General features: G+C 55.7%; 19 protein-coding genes. 1 reads left to right on the top strand and 18 read right to left on the bottom strand.

Annotated features, from left to right (window positions below):
- Positions 1-79 precede the first annotated feature (79 nt).
- Complete coding sequence (locus H6A20_RS10150) at positions 80-1,474, bottom strand: biotin/lipoyl attachment domain-containing protein (RefSeq protein ID WP_204907015.1); 1,395 nt, start codon at positions 1,472-1,474, stop codon at positions 80-82.
- A 163-nt stretch (positions 1,475-1,637) separates the two neighbouring features.
- Here H6A20_RS10150 and H6A20_RS10155 point away from each other — a divergent pair, with 163 nt between their 5' ends.
- Positions 1,638-1,850 carry a DUF378 domain-containing protein gene (locus H6A20_RS10155; RefSeq protein ID WP_204907016.1) on the top strand — a complete coding sequence of 71 codons (213 nt, stop codon included), beginning with the start codon at positions 1,638-1,640 and terminating at the stop codon, positions 1,848-1,850.
- 50 nt (positions 1,851-1,900) lie between these two features.
- Here H6A20_RS10155 and H6A20_RS10160 read toward each other — a convergent pair whose 3' ends face one another.
- The 17 genes from H6A20_RS10160 to mutL form a co-directional block, all read right to left on the bottom strand.
- Positions 1,901-2,878 (bottom strand): D-alanyl-D-alanine carboxypeptidase family protein, encoded by a 978-nt coding sequence (locus H6A20_RS10160; protein WP_338106675.1) that lies wholly within the window; start codon positions 2,876-2,878, stop codon positions 1,901-1,903.
- Complete coding sequence (locus tag H6A20_RS10165; RefSeq protein WP_204907017.1) at positions 2,862-3,257, bottom strand: methylglyoxal synthase; 396 nt, start codon at positions 3,255-3,257, stop codon at positions 2,862-2,864. The genes H6A20_RS10160 and H6A20_RS10165 overlap by 17 nt, the downstream gene beginning before the upstream one ends.
- Before the next feature lie 33 nt (positions 3,258-3,290).
- Complete coding sequence (locus H6A20_RS10170) at positions 3,291-4,421, bottom strand: FtsW/RodA/SpoVE family cell cycle protein (protein WP_204907018.1); 1,131 nt, start codon at positions 4,419-4,421, stop codon at positions 3,291-3,293.
- Positions 4,418-4,630, bottom strand: a complete 213-nt coding sequence (locus tag H6A20_RS10175) for a cell division topological specificity factor MinE (protein WP_204907019.1) — start codon at positions 4,628-4,630, stop codon at positions 4,418-4,420. The genes H6A20_RS10170 and H6A20_RS10175 overlap by 4 nt, the downstream gene beginning before the upstream one ends.
- A 15-nt stretch (positions 4,631-4,645) precedes the next feature.
- The gene (gene minD, locus H6A20_RS10180) at positions 4,646-5,437 is read right to left on the bottom strand and encodes a septum site-determining protein MinD (RefSeq protein WP_204907020.1); all 792 of its coding nucleotides are present in this window, start codon (positions 5,435-5,437) and stop codon (positions 4,646-4,648) included.
- A gap of 74 nt (positions 5,438-5,511) precedes the next feature.
- On the bottom strand, positions 5,512-8,397 hold the full coding sequence (locus tag H6A20_RS10185; RefSeq protein WP_243426205.1) for a penicillin-binding transpeptidase domain-containing protein: 2,886 nt from the start codon (positions 8,395-8,397) through the stop codon (positions 5,512-5,514).
- On the bottom strand, positions 8,390-8,908 hold the full coding sequence (mreD, locus tag H6A20_RS10190; RefSeq protein ID WP_204907022.1) for a rod shape-determining protein MreD: 519 nt from the start codon (positions 8,906-8,908) through the stop codon (positions 8,390-8,392). Before mreD ends, H6A20_RS10185 begins: the two co-directional genes overlap by 8 nt.
- A gap of 3 nt (positions 8,909-8,911) precedes the next feature.
- On the bottom strand, positions 8,912-9,790 hold the full coding sequence (gene mreC, locus H6A20_RS10195; protein WP_204907023.1) for a rod shape-determining protein MreC: 879 nt from the start codon (positions 9,788-9,790) through the stop codon (positions 8,912-8,914).
- Position 9,791: 1 nt separating this feature from the next.
- On the bottom strand, positions 9,792-10,814 hold the full coding sequence (locus H6A20_RS10200) for a rod shape-determining protein (RefSeq protein ID WP_204907024.1): 1,023 nt from the start codon (positions 10,812-10,814) through the stop codon (positions 9,792-9,794).
- A gap of 8 nt (positions 10,815-10,822) precedes the next feature.
- Positions 10,823-11,494 (bottom strand): RadC family protein, encoded by a 672-nt coding sequence (gene radC, locus H6A20_RS10205; protein WP_338106677.1) that lies wholly within the window; start codon positions 11,492-11,494, stop codon positions 10,823-10,825.
- 68 nt (positions 11,495-11,562) lie between these two features.
- Positions 11,563-11,823, bottom strand: a complete 261-nt coding sequence (locus H6A20_RS10210) for a DUF4321 domain-containing protein (protein ID WP_204907026.1) — start codon at positions 11,821-11,823, stop codon at positions 11,563-11,565.
- A gap of 101 nt (positions 11,824-11,924) precedes the next feature.
- Positions 11,925-13,565, bottom strand: a complete 1,641-nt coding sequence (locus H6A20_RS10215) for an NAD(P)/FAD-dependent oxidoreductase (RefSeq protein ID WP_204907027.1) — start codon at positions 13,563-13,565, stop codon at positions 11,925-11,927.
- A complete protein-coding gene (locus H6A20_RS10220; RefSeq protein ID WP_204907028.1) occupies positions 13,562-14,806 on the bottom strand; it encodes a BaiN/RdsA family NAD(P)/FAD-dependent oxidoreductase in 1,245 nt (414 codons plus the stop codon). The genes H6A20_RS10215 and H6A20_RS10220 overlap by 4 nt, the downstream gene beginning before the upstream one ends.
- Positions 14,803-16,092 carry a methionine gamma-lyase family protein gene (locus tag H6A20_RS10225; RefSeq protein WP_338106683.1) on the bottom strand — a complete coding sequence of 430 codons (1,290 nt, stop codon included), beginning with the start codon at positions 16,090-16,092 and terminating at the stop codon, positions 14,803-14,805. Before H6A20_RS10225 ends, H6A20_RS10220 begins: the two co-directional genes overlap by 4 nt.
- Before the next feature lie 18 nt (positions 16,093-16,110).
- Positions 16,111-16,422, bottom strand: coding sequence for a hypothetical protein (locus tag H6A20_RS10230; RefSeq protein ID WP_204907030.1), 312 nt, complete (start codon positions 16,420-16,422; stop codon positions 16,111-16,113).
- On the bottom strand, positions 16,386-17,363 hold the full coding sequence (gene miaA / locus H6A20_RS10235) for a tRNA (adenosine(37)-N6)-dimethylallyltransferase MiaA (RefSeq protein WP_204907031.1): 978 nt from the start codon (positions 17,361-17,363) through the stop codon (positions 16,386-16,388). The genes H6A20_RS10230 and miaA overlap by 37 nt, the downstream gene beginning before the upstream one ends.
- Positions 17,363-19,411: a DNA mismatch repair endonuclease MutL gene (mutL, locus tag H6A20_RS10240; RefSeq protein ID WP_204907032.1), complete on the bottom strand. Its 2,049-nt coding sequence runs from the start codon at positions 19,409-19,411 to the stop codon at positions 17,363-17,365. The genes miaA and mutL overlap by 1 nt, the downstream gene beginning before the upstream one ends.
- Between the last annotated feature and the right edge of the window lies 1 nt (position 19,412).

Genomic DNA, 19,412 nt, shown 5'->3' on the forward strand with positions numbered 1-19,412 from the left:
CCCGCAGGCTTTGCGGATGTTCTCTTCCACCTGCCTGAAATTGTCCTGCAGCATGCTGCCACCACTCTCCTTTTCCTTTTTATAAGATAACGATCTCGTCCTCGTGGATGTCGCTGCCGTCCAGGGCGATGTGATCGTAGTTGACAAGCCCGTAGTCGCTGCCGGACGCCACGATATAGTACTCCTCGTTCTCACAGAGGATCTGCACCTGGATAAACTCGGCGTATCCTTTGTTGATGTTGTAGACCCCGTGCAGGCTGCCTGTCTCGGACAGTGTATACGTCTCCCCGGAGTCTGGCTTGAGGATCACGGTTCCTTTGTCGAATGCATCCGCGTCCAGATAGACCATGTCTGTCTCGTTGTCCCGGTAGTAGACTTTCGCCTCCTCAAACCTGGCCGTATCCCCGCCTTTCTGTATGAGAACGCCGGTATTGCTGCTATTGCCGCCCTGTGTCAGATAGTCCTGCGGCAGGAGGCAGAACTCCTTTTCCACGACAGCGGACTTGGGGATCTTAAGGCCTGTCTCGTCTTCAAGGATCAACTGGATATCAAGGAAGCGGTCCGATGCGTACCGCACCATGGACTCATGGAACGTGATGAAGCCGAGATTCGTATCCTCCATGTTGTAGATGATGAGGCCGCCCCATGCCGTCTCCCCGTCTTTGGAAAAACGCACCTGCACGTCCGTGGTGTCGGCCAGCTCCTGCGCCATGTCGTCGGAGAGCTCGATGATGAGCGTCCACTCCTCGTCCGTGATCAGCTTGTAAGCGGCGTCTCCCGCCTGCACTTTCTGGTTGTCCGTAAGCTCCGTCCTCTTGTAGTCCGCCTTTGAGAGCATCTCCGGTGTGATCTGTTCCAGCGTCATACCCTCATAACCGTCCACAGAGTAGGCGACAATGCCGTCTTCTGCAGACGTGTAGGCTGATACGCCGGCCGCCTGGCTCTGCAGAAGGGCGGCGAGCTGGGACTGCCTGCTCTGGGAGGAGCTGCTGGCCAGTATATTCTCTACGGAATCCTTAAAGGCGTATGTATCCGAGAAGTTTGCATCCTGAAAGTTGGAGCTGAAGCTGCGCGTCTGCTGCAGCACCATCTCCTTTTCCTCGGAGGACAGCTCCTGCGCAGCCTCATCCTGCCCCTCTTCCTGCCCGGTTCCCGTCAGCTCAAGCTTTTCCGGGGAGAGGCTGTATACATTGGTATGTTTTCCCACTTTGCTGCCTTCCGGCACAAAGTAATTGATATAGCCTTCTGCATCCGCGTTCACCACCGTCTCCTGGCGGATCGCCAGACCGGTGTATGCATTGTCCCGGTAGATGGAGCCCTCCCGGACTTCGTAGGAAGATACGCGCTTAGCCGTCACATAGGTAAGGACTGTGACGAGCAGATATACGAGAATGACGCCAAAAATGACAACTCCTATATTAAAATGCCATTTTTTCCGATATACCTGTATATTATCCTGTTTTTTTCCAGACAAAACGAATCTCCTTTCATCTGCATATACGAAGATATTGTACCATTTCTGCGGAAATCATACAACATGTGTTTTTGCTGGACCCTGATTTCTGCTCCCGGGCCATGTATGCCGCGGCACTCTTTGGGGCATACTAGCCACATCTGAGAAAAAGGAGGAACAATCCATGAAATGGCTTGACAATATCTCGCTGACGCTTGTGATCATCGGCGCACTCAACTGGCTTTTGATCGGCATTTTCCGCTTTGATCTTGTAGCCTTTCTCTTCGGCAACTTAAGCTGGCTGTCCAGGATCATCTACACGCTCGTAGGTCTTTGCGGCCTGTACGCAGTGAGTTTCTTCGGACGTATCCGCAATGCATATGGTTCTGATCTCTAAAACAGAGGAGGGGTATCCGCAGCAAGCATCTGCCGGATACCCCCTTCTTTTTATTCCTGTTGCTGTGCCGGGATCAGATCGATCATGGCCGTCATATCTTCGTAAAGGAGCGGCTTCTCCTGCGCCCCCATGACAATTGATATATAGTAATCGCCATCCGCTGCCTGGTCAAGGAGTACAAGACAATTCCCTGCTTCTCCTGTATACCCTGTTTTTCCGCCAATCACATTTGCCCCTGTCGGAAGGGCCGCTTCCCCCCGAGCATAAAAGCTTGTGGGCTCCCACGTGACGGAGCGGACAGTTCCGTCGGCCCCCGTGATCTGAGCCGTATAGGAAGGAGCGCTGATGATGTTTATGAATTCCTCGTACTGAATACACTCGTTAAAAATAAGATACAGGTCATATGGAGTTGTATAATGGTTCTCATCATGCAGACCGTTCGGCGTCACGAAATGCGTACCTGTTGCCAGGAGGTTCTGCGCTTCTGCGTTTACCATCTCCATAAAGTGCTCTTCCGTCCCGCCAACATACTCGGCGATAGCGACGGCGCTGTCGTTGCCGGACGGAAGCATCAGACCATAAAGCAGATCCCGCATAGTCAGTCTGTCGCCCGTCTGGATCCCTGCCACAGACGCGTCCCAGGAAAAGCTTGACGCCGATGCAGTGCTGCTGACTGTAACCACATCATCCAGATTGCTGTTCTTGATAGCTACCAATGCTGTTAGGATTTTCGTCGTGCTGGCCGGGTAAAGCCTGTCAAAAAGATGCTGGCCATATACAACCTGCCTGTCAGTCACGTTGAAAAGACCTGCCCCGTGCAGCGTACTGTCCCCTGAAAATCCGTCGACAGATACATCCTGAGAGGTTACGCACAGATCTTCCGCAAAAAGCTCTGCCCGGTAGAGATCTGTGTTATACGTCTCCTTTTCATAGGATACGACCGTGTCGTCCGCGCCGCAGGCGGACAGGGAAAGCAGGCATGCAAGTACGCCGCCTGCAAGAACTGTTTTTTTACCTGTACATCTCACGCCAATCCAAATCTCCTCTGTCAATTGCAAGTACTATGATCTCCGCCGTGGCGAGATTTGTCGCCATGGGGATATTGTGCATATCGCACAGACGGATCACGTCGTTCACCTCAGGCTCGTGAGGCTTCGGGCACTGCGGGTCCCGAAGGAAGATCAGTGCATCTATATCATTCTGGGCGATCTGCGCTCCAAGCTGCTGCTTTCCACCCAACGGTCCCGCCAGGTATTTATGGACCGAAAGGTTCGTCACCTCCTCGATCAGACGCCCTGTTGTCCCGGTGGCAAACAGGTTGTGCTTGCTCAGGATCCCCCGGTAGGCAATGCAGAAATTCTGCATCAGCGTCTTTTTGGAGTCGTGTGCGATCAGGCCAATGTTCATACAAGTACATCCTCCTCATGAATGTTTTTTGTCCTACTGGTATTTCTTCGGCTGCAGTCCCACATTCAGTACGAGCCCAATGCCGAGATACATACTTCCGAGGGACGTAAGGCCGTAGCTTACAAAGGGAAGCGGGATACCCGTATTGGGGAAGATCTGCGTTGCGACGGCGATATTGATGAATGTCTGGATCCCTATCAGGGATCCCACGCCGCAGCAGATGATCTTTCCCGCTGTATCCTGTGCCCGTATACCTATTAAAATACATTGTATCACTATCAGCAGGAGCAATGCAATAAAAATACAGCAACCGACAAAACCTAATTCCTCCCCCACGATGGCAAATATAAAATCTGTCTGTGGCTCCAGAATAAAATTGCCGTTTTTGACAGATGTGGTCGTATTGTTATTCAACCCTTTCCCTGTCAACTGTCCGGATCCGATCGCAAGGACTGAGTTGTTCTGCTGGTAGGCTTCATCGCTTGCATACTCCTCCGGATTGAGCCACGCCAGGATGCGCCGCTGCTGATAGCCGTCCAGGATCTTCTGATCCGGCTGCACGACAAGACTTAAAAGGATGACAGCCACCGGCACTGTGATAAGAAGCACCATGCCGATAAATTTGTAGGAAAGCCCGCCCACATACATGAGAACACAGAACAGCGCCGCTGTACAGATCGTCGTGGAGAGGTTCGGCTCTTCGTGGATCAGTATGAGGGGGACAAGGATCAGTCCCAGCGCTTTCAGGATCGTATTCCTGCTGTTCAGATCTTCCTCATGCTTCATGATAAAGCGCGCGAAAAAGACGATCAGCAGGATCTTGGCAAGCTCGGAAGGCTGAAAATTGGTAAAACCAAGGTTGATCCACCGGCGCGCACCGTTTACGACCTCTCCGATACCGGGGATCAGCACAAGGACCAGCATTCCGACGGATAGGAAATACAGGATCCAGTAAAAATTGGCGATCCACACATAGTCGATCAGGGATACGATGATCATAAGCGCAACAGCGCCTGCAAGACCAATAAGCTGCCTGCCCTGGTAAGCCTCGTTGGCGCTCCCGATGACGAGCACGCCAAGAGCGGATATCGCCAGTACAAGGATCACAAGTGTGAATTTATAATCTTTCAGCCTGTAAGGTTTTGTTATTTTTAAAAATTTCACGATTCTTCTCCTGTAAATCTGATATGTATATCTGTCCTGCCAAAAGAGACAGCAAATTCCTCGGGTGTGATCTCAACATACTTTGAGAGGACCTGATACAGCTCCCTGCTGATCCTCTCGCAGATCTCAGGCTGACATTTCATCCGGTCTGACCCGACCAGTGTCCGCAGCCTGTCCTTTGCGATCCGCACAGAAGAATGCTTTGCCATACGCCAGGCGCCTCCTTATTTTTTATGGAACATATGAGTCAGTCTGGACCAGAGGCCGCCGGCAGATTCCAGATCCTGAACGGGGATATCCTCCCCTGTGATCCGTCTGCAGATATTGCGGTAGGCCTCTCCCGCCCTGGATTCCATGGAAATAACGGGCTCTCCCTGATTGGTGCCGATGACGACCTGCTCATCGTCGGGGATCGCGCCGATCAGCGGGATGGAGAGTATCTCTGTCACATCATCCACGGACATCATGTCCCCTCTCTTTACCATATCCATGCGGATCCGGTTGATGATCAGATCCGTCTTCGGGATCCTGGCCTCCCCGAGTAATCCGACAATGCGGTCTGCATCCCGGATAGCTGAGACTTCCGGGGTGGTCACCACAATGGCGCGGTCCGCGCCGGCAATGGCGTTCTGGAAGCCCTGCTCAATCCCGGCCGGACAGTCCAGGATGATATAGTCGTACGTTTCCTTCAGCTCCGATGTCAGCTTCTTCATCTGCCCCGGGGATACTGCGGACTTGTCCTTTGTCTGCGCCGAGGGAAGGAGATACAGGTTCTCATACCGCTTGTCCCGGATCAGCGCCTGCTTCAGCCTGCATTTCCCCTCGATCACGTCCACAAGATTATAGACGATCAGATTTTCAAGCCCCATGACAACATCCAGGTTTCTGAGCCCCAGATCCGTATCAATGATGATGACCTTTTTCCCGAGCAGGGAAAGCCCCGCTCCGATATTTGCCGTTGTCGTTGTCTTGCCGACACCGCCTTTTCCTGATGTGATCACGATTACCTCGCCCATGAACTTTTCCTCCTGTCTCTGATTTCGCTTTTCCGGCGCCGCATTACAGCAGCGCCTCTTTTGTACATTCCTCTTTAATCTCCATGTGTTGTCAGCGAAATCTCGGCTGCCTGTCCGGTGATGAGCTCCGCTTCATCTGTAACCTGATAGTAGTACTGGAAAATGTCGCTTCCTATCTCTGACGCATACGTGGAACTGTATCCATTTGCTATGCGGACTGCCATCGCTATCTCCGGATCATCGTAGGGGGCAAAACCTACAAAAAGTCCATGATCCGCATGTGTTGTACTTTGCTGCGCTGTTCCGGTCTTTCCCGCCACGCTTACAGAACTTGCGTTCATCGCAGTGAATGCGGAACTGCTTTCCACCACTCCGCGCATGCCGGCATGAACGGCATCCCAGGTTGTCTGAGAAATGCCTTCGATCTGCCGCGGCTGCCCGCTCTCAAACTCTTCGGTCACCTCTCCGTCCACATTTTCAACATGATCCAGCAAACTGAGGTTAAAAAGAGTCCCCTGATTGGCAATTGCCGTAATATATCTTGCAAGCTGACTGGTAGTGAAGTTGTTAGTCCCCTGGCCCATGGCAGAGCGCACGGAATCTTCATCCGAGATCTTCGGATCCATCTCCGGGATCTCCAGGCCGCTTGTCTCATTCAGGCCGAACATGTCCGCGTATTTTGCCAGACGCTCCAGACCGTATTCACTGGAATATGTTTCATCCGCCTGTTTGCCAAGCTGGAAGCCGATATTGTTAAAAAATTCATTGCATGAGTTTGCGATGCCGCTTACTACATTCATGGAACCGTGTCCGTCCGGATATACCCAGCAATGAACTTCCGGTGTGATCACATCGTACGTTCCGTCACAGTATACGTCTGTTTCTGTCGTGATCACGCCCTCTGTCAGACCTGCCACAGCGACAAGCGGCTTGTAGGTGGAGCCCGGCGCCGTCGCCTCCTGGGTTGCGCTGTTGTAAAAGGGCCTGGATGTACTTGTATTCAATTGGTTGTAATACTTGCTGTCCATTGTGTTGGCCAGCCGGTTATTGTCATATCCCGGGTAGGAAACGCAGGCAAGCACATCGCCGGTGTCCGTGTCCGTGATCACGACAGAGCCGCGGCACGGCTCCAGGCCGAGCTGGCCCGGTGTGATCTCCAGTGTCTGGATCTTTCCGCGCAGGAAATCATAGGCCCCGACGGATCCGGAGGACAGGGCGTCATACTGCCCGTCATCCGCAGAAAGAACCCCCTGCTCATAAAGGGTCATGCAGAGCTCCCGGCCGGTTACCGCGCCGGCTTTGATCATATACTGGTAGATCAGCTTATCAAATTCAGTCTGTCTTGCCAGCATATCTGTCACATAGGCGACCATAGCGCTGTATACTTCTGTTGAGTCCGAGTAATTGCCCTCTTCCGGCAGATAATCCTGCAGACGGGAGGAGTCCACCCAGTTCTGCGAAATAGCGTAATTGAGATACGTATAGACGTTGATCGTCTCCTGCGTCTTCCACTGCTGGTATGTCTGATCCTCCGTGTCGATGGAGCCGCTCACGATCACGCCGTTCTCGCCGGTCAGGACATCATTGACAATGTAGGAAAGATAGGCCTGCCATTCCCGGGACATATCCTTATAGGCAGACGCGTCCGCATCCTGCATGACAGAGGCAGCCTGCGCAATGACCTGCTCCTTGTAGGGAGCAAATTTCCCGTACACAGATTTCTCAGCCGCCCCGGCATCTTCCGAAGAAAAATGGCTCATATCCACAATATCATTGTCGATCAGGGCATAATAAGCATCACCGCTGGCAACAATGACGTCAGCGGCATCCGTACATACAGAGCGGTCATAGTCCAGGATATCCTGCATGCGCGTCAGCAGAATGCCCGCCAGTTCCTGTTCCAGGACGTTGTAGGCCGCCTTCTGCAGATCCGCATCGATAGTAAGGTAAACGTCACTGCCTGCTTTCGGCTCTGTCTCGCCCACCGTGTCGATCACACGGCCCACACTGTTCACGTAGAGCTTGACCTCGCCCTTCTCCCCCTGGAGCGTGCCGTCCAGCACCTGCTCAAGGCCTGACTTTCCGACGGTGTCCGTCAGATCGTACTTCTTCTGGTCCGCCTTGCTCAGGGCATTGTACTCCTCCTGGGAGATCTGTCCCGTGTACCCGATCAGGTTGGCAAAATACTTGCTGTCCGTGTACCGCCTCATGGATTCTCCGGCAATGTCCACGCCCTGGAGTTCAGGCAGGTGCTCCATGATCGCAGCCACCGTCTCATCGCTTACATCCTCCGCCACAGTGGTGGGAATGTATTTCTGGAAACTGTTCAGCCCGATGGCGTAGCGGATATTGACCATCTTGAGGACATGTTCCGGCTCTGTCTTGTCCTGGTCGATGCCGTATCCGTACGTTTCATCCGTGCAGAGGTAATCGATGATATCAGTTGCGGACATATTCCGCTGTTCCTCATCCAGACTGTCGATATACCGCTCGCCGAACACATCGGCCACAAAGCGGAGACGCTGCGTCTCATCCGTCATGGAAAACTGGTATTCGCCGTTGGCGTCCAGCACGATGCCAAAATCACTGATCACCGCGTCCCCGTTGCTCTCCACGATCTCAATGATCCGGTTGATCTCCTCGTTCAGAGCCTCGTTTTTCTGCTTCGTCGTGTCGTAGACGCCGTTGTCCTCAATGGTCACCGAGTAGGCCAGCTCGTTGTAGGCAAGAAGGTTGCCGTTCCTGTCGTAGATATTTCCGCGGGTCCCCTGTATGGTCCTTGTCTTCTGGATCTGCAGGGTGTAGTCTTCCAGATAGGACTGCCCGTTCACGATCTGGAGATGGAACAGGCGTCCCACCAGAATGGAAAACAGGGCGCAGAAAGCGATGATCATGACCACCGCGCGCCTCTGGAAGAGCTCATAGATTCCCGATTTTATGCGTTCCCAAATACTATACAAACCTGCTTGCACTCCTTTGTTCTTCAGCCTCTAATTTACGGTTAATGTGAAGGATCACCTGATACAGGATGATCGTCACCAGGATCGTATACACGAGCTCCGGCATCACCACATGGATCAGATAGTGTCCAAAACGGAAATCCCCCCGCATCATAAAGAAGCAGACATAGACGGTCAGGCCGTATGCCAGTTCGCTCCCGGCGATAAGGCCGAGAGGAAGCTTGATATCCTCGTCAAAGAAAAGCCGTTTAAAGCTCCCGTTCAGATACCCGATGACTGTAAAGATCAGCGTGTAAAAGCCGAGTACCCCGCCCCAGCACACATCCATCAGAAGACCGGACGCAAATCCGACGGCCATGCCTGTCTTTCTGCCGCGCATAAAGCCGAAGGCAGAGGTCAGGATGATCATCAGGTTGGGCCGGATCGACGCAAACTGGAGCACGGAGAACACGGTAGACTGCAGAAGGAAGCAGACGATGATAAAACAGGCTGTGATCACTTTCCTCTTCATATGCTACTCTCCTTCTTCCTGCGCGTCGTCCTCCGCTGTCAGGTCCGCCTTCGTCTTTGTGATGACGAGCACCTCCTGCAGATTTGTAAAATCCACGGCAGGCGTGATGTAGCCGGACCTTGTCAGGTTGTTGGAATCCACATTGATCTCAGAAATATATCCGATGAAAAGTCCCTGGAGGTAGGTGGAGCTGATGTGGGATGTCACCACCTGCTCGCCCACCTCGATCTCGTTGTCGTTGTTTGGAAGATTCTCAAAACGGATCCTGCCGTCCTCCATCAGCGTAAGGTCCCCGCGGACGATACACAGGTCCGACGTGGACAGCACCATGCCGCTTAAGTTGCTCTCGTCGTCGATCACAGACCGGACCTGGGCGTAGTTGGGGCCCACCTCTGTCACGATCCCGGCCAGACCGCTTCCGGCCAGCACGTTCATGTCCTCGCGGATGCCGTCGTTGCTGCCCTTGTCTATTGTGAAGGTGCTGAACCAGTTTGTCCCGCCTGTTGCGATGACATGCGCGCCCACCTTCTCATAGTCCCCGTAGTTCTGATCCAGCTTGTAGAGTTCCTGCAGGCGCTCCAGCTCATACTGCTCCTGATTGAGTCTTGTATTGTCTATGGTGAGCTGGTCCACACGCTCCTGGAGCTGCTCGTTTTCCTTGCGAAGGTCGCTGAGCGTGGCGAAATTGTCCGACACATCGCTCATCCATGTACCGGCGTAGCTGATCCCCCTCTGCATGGGTACGATCGTGTAGTTGGCGATCCAGCTTAAGGGGCCGCCGCCGTCGAGAAACCGCTCTGCTCCCAGCAGGATGCCGCACACGATCACAAGTATGAGCAGCACGTATTTACTTGGAATGGTATTCTGATTCCTGATCTTCATATTACCTCATCCACCTATAGTTTTCATCCAGCATGGAATATGCCAGCTTTTTCAGTTCATCCGACTGCATGATCTGCTTCAGTCCCGTCACGGCGCACAGCTCCGGTTCGATCGCCGTACGCACCCGGATGCCTGTCATCTCCTCCATGTAGACTTCAAGCCCCGGCATGTTGGCAAGCCCCCCTGTGAGGAAGATCCCGTTCCGGTAGATGGCTTTGCGCACTTCCGGCGGCGTGCGGTCAAGCAGCGACTCAATGCCGCGCACGCACTCCTCAAGAGGCTCCTTCACCGCCGCCCGCACAAGACTGATGGAGATCTCGCGCTGCTGGGGCACCCCGGTGATCAGATCCCGGCCCGCGACCTTCATGGAGGCGCTGTTGTCCTCGCTGAACACGCCGAAGCGCTTGCGCAGCATTTCGGCCGTGATCCTGCCGATCAGGAAGTCATGGCTGTAGCGGACGAGCTGGGCCACCGCGTGATCCAGCGTGATCCCGCCCACCTTCAGAAGGCGGTTCAGGACGATGCCGCCGCCGGCCAGCACGGAGAGCTCTGTCGTCTCGCCGCCCAGGTTCACGATGAAAAGGCCCTTCGTATTCTGCACGTCCAGATTCAGGCCCACCGCATCCGCGACGCCCCGCTCCACGATATTCACTTCCCTGGCCCTGGCTGTCGAGTGGATCACCAGATCAAAAAAGGCTTTCTTCTCCACCTCTGTCACATCGGTGGGAACCGCGATCACATACTCGGATCCCCTGGCAAATCCCCTGTCCTTTTTCAGAAGGCCCTGCAGCAGATACTGCATATGGTCAAACTTTGATATCACGCCGTGCTTCATGGGAAAAACGACCTGTATATTGGCCGGCGCCTTCTCATACATCTCAAACGCCTCATCTCCCACGGCAAACACTTCTTTTTTATTTGCGATGGCGATCACGTCTTTCTCTTTCCAGATCGCGTCCTTCTTCTTGTCATATACTTTGATCTCGTAGGAGCCGAGATCAAGTCCGTATATATTTCGTGCCATGTTTGCTCTTATCCTTTCGCATACATCAGATTCTCCTCGAGAAAGCTGATATAACAATTATTCCCAATAATGATGTGATCTAACAGTTCGATGCCGATCAATTCCCCTGCCCGCCGGATCCGCTGCGTTGTCAGGATGTCCTCCCGGCTCGGGCGCGGATCCCCGCTCGGATGATTGTGCAGGAGGATGACAGAAACAGCGTCCCGCTTTAGCGCCTCCACAAAAATCTCCCGCGGGTTGACAAGGGATGCGTTGACGGTGCCCTTGTATATATCCTTCTCGCCGATGAGCATGGATTTCGTGTTCAGCATGAGAAGCTTCATCAGTTCCTGTCCGAGATGGCGCATATCCTCCATATAATACTGCGCCACGGAGGAAGGCGCGGAGAAATTGAGCCCGCGGCGCGCATCGGCTTTGGCGATGCGGCGGGACAGTTCCAGAAGGCAGGTGAGCTGGATGGATTTCACCCTGCCCACGCCGCGGATCTTCTGAAAGGCCTCCCTTGTGAAGCTGTGCAGGGATTCGAGACTCCCGTCCCCGGCTTCCAGGATCCTGCGGCAGAGCTCCAGGACATTCTCTCCTCTCGTGCCGGTCCTTAAAAGGACTGCGAGAAGCTCCGCGTCACTTAAGTTCCCGGCGCCCAGACGTTCACATTTCTCGTAAGGGCGCTCCGATTCCATAAGTTCTTTGATTGTGTGTTTTTGATTCATCCTTTGCAGACACCTATAACAATCCCGGACGGCGCATGTTACAGGAAGCGATAGATTATGATTGCCAGAACCATTCCGATAATGCTGGCTATTGTGATCTTGACGGACAGACCGAATGTGATGACAAGTATGCCAAGATTCAGCACGACCGGTTCATCCAGACCGAATGTCTGCCCGTAATTAAGCCAGCTCAAAGCCCCTGTATCCTGTGCCAGCATGCCGATAAATCCTCCCAGGACGATCCCTGCCAGAATCAGCAGAAATAGGGCCCAGGAATTTTTACTGCCTGCTCCTCTCATATGTACTCCACCTCACATCACTCATAAGTTTTCTTTCAAAAACTCAATATATTCTATCATATTTCAAAAAGAGTGTATAGCCTAATCCCATTAAAAATTTCTTAATCATGGGCTCCGTTGTCGAACGGACGGTATTTTGAGGCGACTGCCTCCGCCACCTTCATGCCGTCCATAGCGGCCGACATAATACCCCCCGCATAGCCGGCGCCCTCTCCGCACGGATACAGTCCTTTCACCATGCTTTCAAGTCCGTCTCCCCGCAGGATCCTGAGGGGGGAGGAGGTGCGGCTCTCTACGCCGGACAACAGGGCGTCCTCTCTGTCATACCCGCGCATCCTGGTCCCGAATGCCCGGATCCCCTTCTCGATGGCATCGCCGATCTGCGGCGGAAAGATCCCCCGCACATCGCCAAACTGCCAGTCCCCTTTCATGCAGGGCTTCACGTTTCCCAGCGCTTCCGACATCCTGCCGCGGCAGAAATCCCCGAAGAGCTGCACGGGGATCCTGCCGTTTCCGGCCTGAAAGGCCCGCTCCTCCAGCCTGCGCTGAAAGTCCACGCCGGCCAGGGGGCCGTCCCCTCCGAAATCCGCCGGCGTCACTGTGACGATCACGGCGCTGTTGGCGTTCCCGCCCGCCCTGTCATGATAGCTCATGCCGTTCACTGCGAGAAGCCCTTCCTCGGAGGATGCATTCACGACATAGCCACCGGGGCACATGCAGAAGGTGTAGACCCCTCTTCCATCCGGCAGGTTTGCAGTCAGTTTGTAGGCAGCGGCCGGCAGATAGTCCGCTCTTGCGGAGCCCTCCTCCAGGCCGTACTGATCCCGGTCCACCATGGACTGGGGATGTTCCGCCCGCACGCCGACGGCAAAGGACTTTGCCTCCATGGGAACATACTGCTCATGAAGCATGGCGAAGGTGTCCCTGGCGCTGTGACCGACAGCTAGGATGAGCGCCTGGGTAAAGCAGACGCGGCTTTCACCTGTCCTGCTGTCTTCTAAGTCAAGCAGCAGCCCCTCTTCATCCTCTGCCCTGCGGGTGATCTTTGCAAGCTTCGTGTGAAAGCAGACCTCGCCGCCCATCCGGATGATATCCTCGCGCATCCGGGTCACGACCTCTATGAGAAGATCTGTCCCGATATGGGGTTTCGCGTCATAGAGGATCTCCTCCGGCGCGCCGTGGGAATGCAGGATCTCCAGTACCTTGCGGTTTCTGCCGGCACGGTCCTTCACAAGGGTATTCAGCTTGCCGTCTGAGAAGGTGCCGGCCCCTCCTTCCCCGAACTGGACGTTGGAGCGGGTGTCAAGGACTCCGGTCTCCCAGAAGGCTTCCACATCCGCCTTCCGCTGCTGTGCTTCGCTTCCCCGCTCTATGACGAGGGGACGGTAGCCGTGGAGGGCAAGCATGTAGGCGGCGAAAATGCCGGCCGGTCCGAATCCGGCCACAACAGGCCGCGCTTTCAGCTCTTCTGTCCCCGGTTCCGGGAATCGGTAGGCCGGTGGCGGGGCTTTCTGCACATTTCCGTTCCTGCTCTTTTTCAGGACTGTTCTTTCATCGGCCACGGCGGCATCCACGGTATAGACAAAGAAGAGATCCGGTTTTTTTCTTGCGTCCAAGGATCGGCGCACGATCGTCCAGGACGTGAGCGCCTCCTTCCGGATCCGCAGCGTCTTTGTGATCTTCTTCTCCAGATCCTCCCGGCTGTGCCCCGCGGGCAGTTTAAGCTGACTGATCCGTATCATACATCTCTCCTCCGTCTCTGTCCTGCGGCCCTGCCCGCCAGGTAGCCGGTGGCCCAGGCCCACTGCAGATTGTAGCCGCCGCACAGGCCGTCTGCGTCCAGCAGTTCCCCTGTCAGGTACAGCCCTCTCACAAGAGCCGACTCCATCGTGTCAGGGACAACTTCTGTCAGGTCCACGCCTCCGGCGCACACCTGTGCCTGGTCGAACCCGTTGACGCCGGTGATCTCAAGTTTCAGCGCCTTGCATACCCGGGCAAGCTTCTGCATCGCCCCGGGCGCAATGTCCGCCACTTTGTCTTTCCAGCGGATCCGGCTTTGCGTAAGAAGGACAGGCGCCAGTTTGCGGTGAAAGATCCCGTGAAGGAACTCCTCCGCCGTGTTTCCGGCAAATGTCTGTCTGCGGGCTTCAAAGAGCGCAGACAGCTCTTCCGGCTGCAAGCCGGGCAGAAGGTCCAGGACCGCCTGTACCTTTCTTCCCTCCGCGAGGGCGGCCGATGCAAAACGGCTGACCTGGAAGACCGGGATGCCGGAGAGCCCGTAGTCTGTAAACTGGATCTCTCCCGTATCCTGCGCCGCAAGGCGTCCATCCGCATAGAGCCGCACGGTCCCGTCCGTGCGCACACCCGCAGTTTTCTTCAGGAAGGACTCCACAGAGCGAAGCTGCACAAGAGCCGGCAGGGGGCGGATGATCCGGTGCCCGAAGGAGCCGGCAAGCCGGTAGCCGCTCCCGTCCGATCCGAGAGCCGGCGCGGCCATGCCTCCCGCCGCGAGGATCAGGGCATCCCCTGTCAGGCGGACATCCCCCTCCGGCCCTTTAGCTGTCACATGAAACCGGCCTTCCTTTTGTTCCGCCGCGCAGACGGCAAAGCCGGTCCTTACATCCACATGCAGACGGCGAAGTTCCATGGCGAGCGCTTCCCGCACGGACGCCGCCTGGTCATTGGACGGATAGACGAGGGTTCCCCTTGTCTTTGTGAGAAGTCCAAGCCCCGCAAAAAAGCGCAGCGTATCCTCCGCGCCGAAGGATGCGAGGACTTTCTTTACTGTCCCCGGATCCCCGCCCCGGAAATACGCTGCCTTCATATCCATATTTGTCAGATTGCACCGTCCGTTGCCGGTGGAGAGGATCTTTTTCCCCGGCATTTCCTTCTTTTCCAGTATTGTGACAGAGGCGCCCTGCCGGGCCGCCGCGATGGCGGCAGTCATGCCCGAGGCGCCTCCTCCTGCGATCAGTATGTTCATAAAGTGACCAGCCCTTTCCGCACTAGATATTCCAGAGACATCAGTATGCCCAGCTTCGCATGGGGCCATGTGAGACCGCCCTGGAAATAGACAGCGTAGGGCGGTTTGATGGGCGCGTCTGCAGAGAGTTCAATGGAGGATCCCTGCACGAAGGCCCCGGCTGCCATGATCACATCGCTGTCATAGCCGGGCATGGCCCACGGCTCCGGCGTCACATAGGAATCCACCGGGGCGGCCGCCTGGATGCCCTGACAGAATGCGATCACGCCCTCCGGCGTGCCGAGCTCCACCGCCTGGATGATATCGTGCCGGCTCTCCTTCCCGTCCGGCACAACGCCAAACCCGCAGGCTTCATAGATGTTCGCTGCGAGGATAGCTCCCTTGAGGGCTGCAGCCACCACTGTGGGCGCAAGAAAGAGGCCCTGGTAAAAGGACTGCATCACGCCGAGGGACGCGCCCACTTCCCGGCCGAGCCCAGGCGATGTGAGACGGCAGGCGCAGTTCTCGATGAGGTCCTCGCGCCCGGCAATATAGCCGCCGATGGGTGCAAGGCCGCCGCCCGGGTTCTTGATGAGGGAGCCGACGACCAGATCGGCGCCCACGTCACTTGGCTCCGTGAGCTCTACAAATTCCCCGTAACAGTTGTCCACCATGCAGATCACATCCGGTCTGATCCGCTTTACAAATGCGATCAGCTCCCCGATCTGCGCCACGGAGAAGCTGGGTCTTGTCTGGTATCCCTTGGACCGCTGGATGGTGACAAGCTTTGTCCGCTCTCCCATGGCCTTTTCTATCTCTTCATAGTCAAAGGTGCCGTCCGGCAGAAGATCCACCTGCCGGTACGATACGCCGTACTCCGCAAGGGAGCCGCGAGAGGGCCGGATCCCAATGACCTCCTCCAGTGTGTCATACGGCTTTCCGGCCGGTGAGAGAAGCTCATCCCCGGGGCGGAGATTCGCTGCAAGAGCGACGGCCAGCGCGTGGGTCCCGCAGGCGATCTGCGGGCGCACAAGAGCGCTCTGTGTATGGAATACGCCCGCATACACCTTCTCCAGCGTCTCTCTTCCGAGATCATCATAGCCGTATCCGCTTGTATACTGAAAACATCCGGCGTTCACACGGCTCTCCTGCATGGCGCGGATGACTTTCATCTGGTTGTATTCCGCGATGCGGTCGATCTCATCAAACCTGTCCTTCAGCCGACTTTCTATCTGCGCCCCAAACCGGTACACGCCCTCTGATATCCCCATGTCCCTGTACATACGGGTGATCTGTTCCTCCTGCATTGTCATGCTCCTTTTCTTTTATCTGTGTTCTCCTTTTACCATGGCTGCCATGATCTTTGTCTTCATCTTTGCGCACCGGGCGTCGAACTCCGGATTGATGGACGGGATCTCCCGCATCACATCCGCCGCCTCCGCATACCGGTACATATCGTACAGGATGCCGGCGCGGTTCAGGTTATAGAGCGCCTTTTCGCCCTTTGTCCTGGCGTATTTTTCCAGCGCGAGCAGCTCCCGGTATGTTGTTTCCGCATTTTTGCTGTACGAATAGAGCTCCATAAGAGGGTTCATCCTCTTCAGCAGTTTGGAGCCCCCGAATAATCCTCCGAACATATCCCTTGTACTCCCTTCATGTGGGAAAGCATCGTTTCCACGATCCTTTCATCATCATAGCCGCAGGCGGCTTTGTCGATCCAGATCACCTCTCTCTCCCTCTTAAACCAGGTGATCTGCCGCTTGGCAAAATGTCTCGTGTCCCGCTTGATCCTGTAGACTGCGTCCTCCAGCGTACAGCGGCCGTCCAGGTACTCCAGTATCTCCTTGTATCCGAGCCCCTGCATGGATACCATGCCTTCCTTCAGGCCCATATCCTTCAGGCGCTGCACTTCCTCCACAAGCCCCTCTTCCATCATCTGATCCACCCGGCGGTCGATCCTCTCGTAGAGGCGGGGCCGCGCGTCAGTAAGGACAAAATACCGGAAATCATAGGGGGACTGCCTTTGCCGCTCCTCCTCATTGTGGGCGGAGATCGGCTTCCCCGTCTGCAGGTAGAATTCCAGCGCACGGATCACCCGCTTCACATTGTTCGGGTGGATCTTCTCTGCCGAAGCAGGGTCTGCAGCGGCCAGACGGTCGTGAAGCGCCTGCGCCCCCTCCCTGGCCGCGAATCCGGTCAGTTCACGGCGGATCCGGTCATCCTCACCGTCCCCCGCAAAATCAATATCATAGAGAAGCGCCTGGATGTAGAATCCGGTCCCGCCCACCACGATGGGGACAAGGCCGGCCGTGCGGATCTGTCTTACAGCCTCTTTTGCCATCTCCTGAAAACGGACCACGTTAAACTCTTCGCGGGGATCCAGCACGTCCACAAGATAGTGGGGGATGCCCTCCATCTCCTGCGGCCTGATCTTGGCGGAACCGATATCCATATGCCGGTAGACCTGCATGGAGTCCGCTGAGATAACGGCGCCGCCGATCCGTTTCGCCAGCAGGATGGACGCCTTTGTCTTCCCCACCGCTGTGGGGCCTGTCAGAATGATAAGCGGTTCCTTCATTACACGATCCTCTTGAATTTCTTTTCCAGTTCCCGTCTGCTCATAGCGATGATCGTCGGCCTTCCGTGGGGGCAGTGATACGGGTTTTCCAGCTTCAGGAGTTCCCCGATCAGGGCCTCCATCTCCTTTGCGGACAGATGCATATTCCCCTTGACAGCCGCCTTGCACGACATGGACGCGATCTTCTCATCTATGAGGTCAGACGCCAGTCCAGTATAAATCTCATCCGACAGACTGTCAATCATCTCCATCAGAAGATCCTTCTTGGCAATGGAGAACAGGTTGTCAGGCACACCGCGCACGGCGTAGGAATCCTGTCCGAACTCCTCGATCTGGAAGCCGATCCTTGTAAACTGATCCATATATGTTTCGAGAAGCTGTGCCTCCGGCATGGTCAGATTCAGGATGATGGGCGGGCTGATCAGCTGGGAGGTAAAGTCCCTCGTCTTCATGCCGGCCAGCGTCCGCTCGTACAGCACCCGCTCGTGGGCGGCATGCTGGTCAATGATATAGAGATTGTCCTGGAATTCCACAAGCCAGTACGTCTCAAATACCTGTCCGATGATCCGGTACGTCTGCGCTGCCTGTGGACTTAAAAGCTTTTCTCCGAACAGGCTCATCTGACCGGGAGTCTGCCCATCTTTTGGAGCGCGCTCTGTTTTCTCGGCGTCCGGCGCTTTTTCTTCCAGAGTGTGCTCTGTTTTCTCGGCGTCCGCCCGGTATCTCGCGGCCTCCCGGATCCGGTCCGCCTGGGCCGGCGCCCTGTGGATGCCGCTTCTGTCCGCCACTTCCGCCGATGCGTTCTGCTGATGGTAGGACAGGACTCTCTCCCGCATCTTTTGCATGAAATAGTCCAGGTCCCGGCGGGGTTCCTGGAGCGCGCTCTGCTTTTTTTCTTCCGTGGGAATTTCGGGCTCAGCGGCGCTCTTTTTTTCGTAGAGTGCACTCTGCTCTCTGATATTCTGCGCTGTGTTCCGCCGGATCGGATCCTCTCCTGCCGGACGCTCTGCCTGGGGAGGGGCAGCCGGAGGATCCGGCACTTCCACCCGGGGGATCAGCTCCTCGTGGTGCAGCGCCCGGGAGAGCGCTTCGCAGACCGCATTGTACACGTCCTGCTGGTTCTGGAAACGGACCTCCATCTTGGTCGGATGGACGTTCACATCCACGATCTCAGTATCTACGGTGATATGCAGCACAGTGAACGGGTACTTGTGCTGCATCTGGAAATCTTTGTAAGCGTCCTCGATGGCCTTCGCGATGAGATTGCTCTTCACGTATCTCCCGTTGATAAAATAGGTCTCAAAATTCCGGTTCCCCCTGGAGACGAGCGGTTCCCCGATGCATCCTGTGATCCGGATGCCCCGGCCTTCAAAATCCACTCCCAGGAGATGTGCCGCAACCTCGCGGCCGTACACGTGGTAGATCACATCCCGCAGGTTTCCGTTGCCGGATGTGTGGAGCTTTGACTGGCCGTTGCTGCGCAGCTGGAAGGATATCTCCGGGTGGGAAAGGGAGAGCCTTGTCACAAGGTCCGACACATGGCTGGCCTCTGTCATGGGCGTCTTCAGAAATTTCCGCCTGGCAGGGGTATTGTAAAAGAGCTGGCGCACGAGAAACGTCGTCCCGTCAGGCGCGCCCGTCTCCTCCGGCGTACCTCCCTTCCCGCCCTCGATGCGGTAGGAGGCGCCGAACGGATTCTGCCGCGTTTTTGTGATCAGTTCCACCTGTGAGACCGCCGCGATGCTGGAGAGCGCCTCGCCGCGGAACCCGAGGGAGGCGATGTTCGACAGGTCCTCCGCCGAGCGGATCTTACTTGTGGAGTGCCGCAGGAACGCGGCAGGTATATCCTCCATCTCGATGCCGGACCCATTGTCCGTCACACGGATAAAGGAAATGCCTCCGTCCCGTATCTCCACCGCGACGGAAGTGGCGCCTGCGTCGATGGCGTTCTCCAGCAGTTCCTTTACGATCGAGGCAGGCCGCTCAATGACCTCCCCGGCAGCGATCTTGTCGATTGTCACCTGGTCTAAAACCTGTATTTTGCTCATA

Origin of the sequence: Mordavella massiliensis (assembly GCF_016901695.1) — a bacterium.
GTDB lineage: Bacteria > Bacillota > Clostridia > Lachnospirales > Lachnospiraceae > Claveliimonas > Claveliimonas massiliensis_A.

Coding starts and splice junctions, on each gene's coding strand:
- H6A20_RS10155 (WP_204907016.1), top strand. CDS start 1,638: ATGAAATGGCTTGACAATATCTCGCTGACGCTTGTGATCATCGGCGCA.
- H6A20_RS10165 (WP_204907017.1), bottom strand. CDS start 3,257: ATGAACATTGGCCTGATCGCACACGACTCCAAAAAGACGCTGATGCAG.
- H6A20_RS10175 (WP_204907019.1), bottom strand. CDS start 4,630: ATGGCAAAGCATTCTTCTGTGCGGATCGCAAAGGACAGGCTGCGGACA.
- minD (WP_204907020.1), bottom strand. CDS start 5,437: ATGGGCGAGGTAATCGTGATCACATCAGGAAAAGGCGGTGTCGGCAAG.
- mreD (WP_204907022.1), bottom strand. CDS start 8,908: ATGAAGAGGAAAGTGATCACAGCCTGTTTTATCATCGTCTGCTTCCTT.
- mreC (WP_204907023.1), bottom strand. CDS start 9,790: ATGAAGATCAGGAATCAGAATACCATTCCAAGTAAATACGTGCTGCTC.
- H6A20_RS10200 (WP_204907024.1), bottom strand. CDS start 10,814: ATGGCACGAAATATATACGGACTTGATCTCGGCTCCTACGAGATCAAA.
- radC (WP_338106677.1), bottom strand. CDS start 11,494: ATGGAATCGGAGCGCCCTTACGAGAAATGTGAACGTCTGGGCGCCGGG.
- H6A20_RS10210 (WP_204907026.1), bottom strand. CDS start 11,823: ATGAGAGGAGCAGGCAGTAAAAATTCCTGGGCCCTATTTCTGCTGATT.
- H6A20_RS10215 (WP_204907027.1), bottom strand. CDS start 13,565: ATGATACGGATCAGTCAGCTTAAACTGCCCGCGGGGCACAGCCGGGAG.
- H6A20_RS10220 (WP_204907028.1), bottom strand. CDS start 14,806: ATGAACATACTGATCGCAGGAGGAGGCGCCTCGGGCATGACTGCCGCC.
- H6A20_RS10225 (WP_338106683.1), bottom strand. CDS start 16,092: ATGCAGGAGGAACAGATCACCCGTATGTACAGGGACATGGGGATATCA.
- H6A20_RS10230 (WP_204907030.1), bottom strand. CDS start 16,422: ATGTTCGGAGGATTATTCGGGGGCTCCAAACTGCTGAAGAGGATGAAC.
- miaA (WP_204907031.1), bottom strand. CDS start 17,363: ATGAAGGAACCGCTTATCATTCTGACAGGCCCCACAGCGGTGGGGAAG.
- mutL (WP_204907032.1), bottom strand. CDS start 19,411: ATGAGCAAAATACAGGTTTTAGACCAGGTGACAATCGACAAGATCGCT.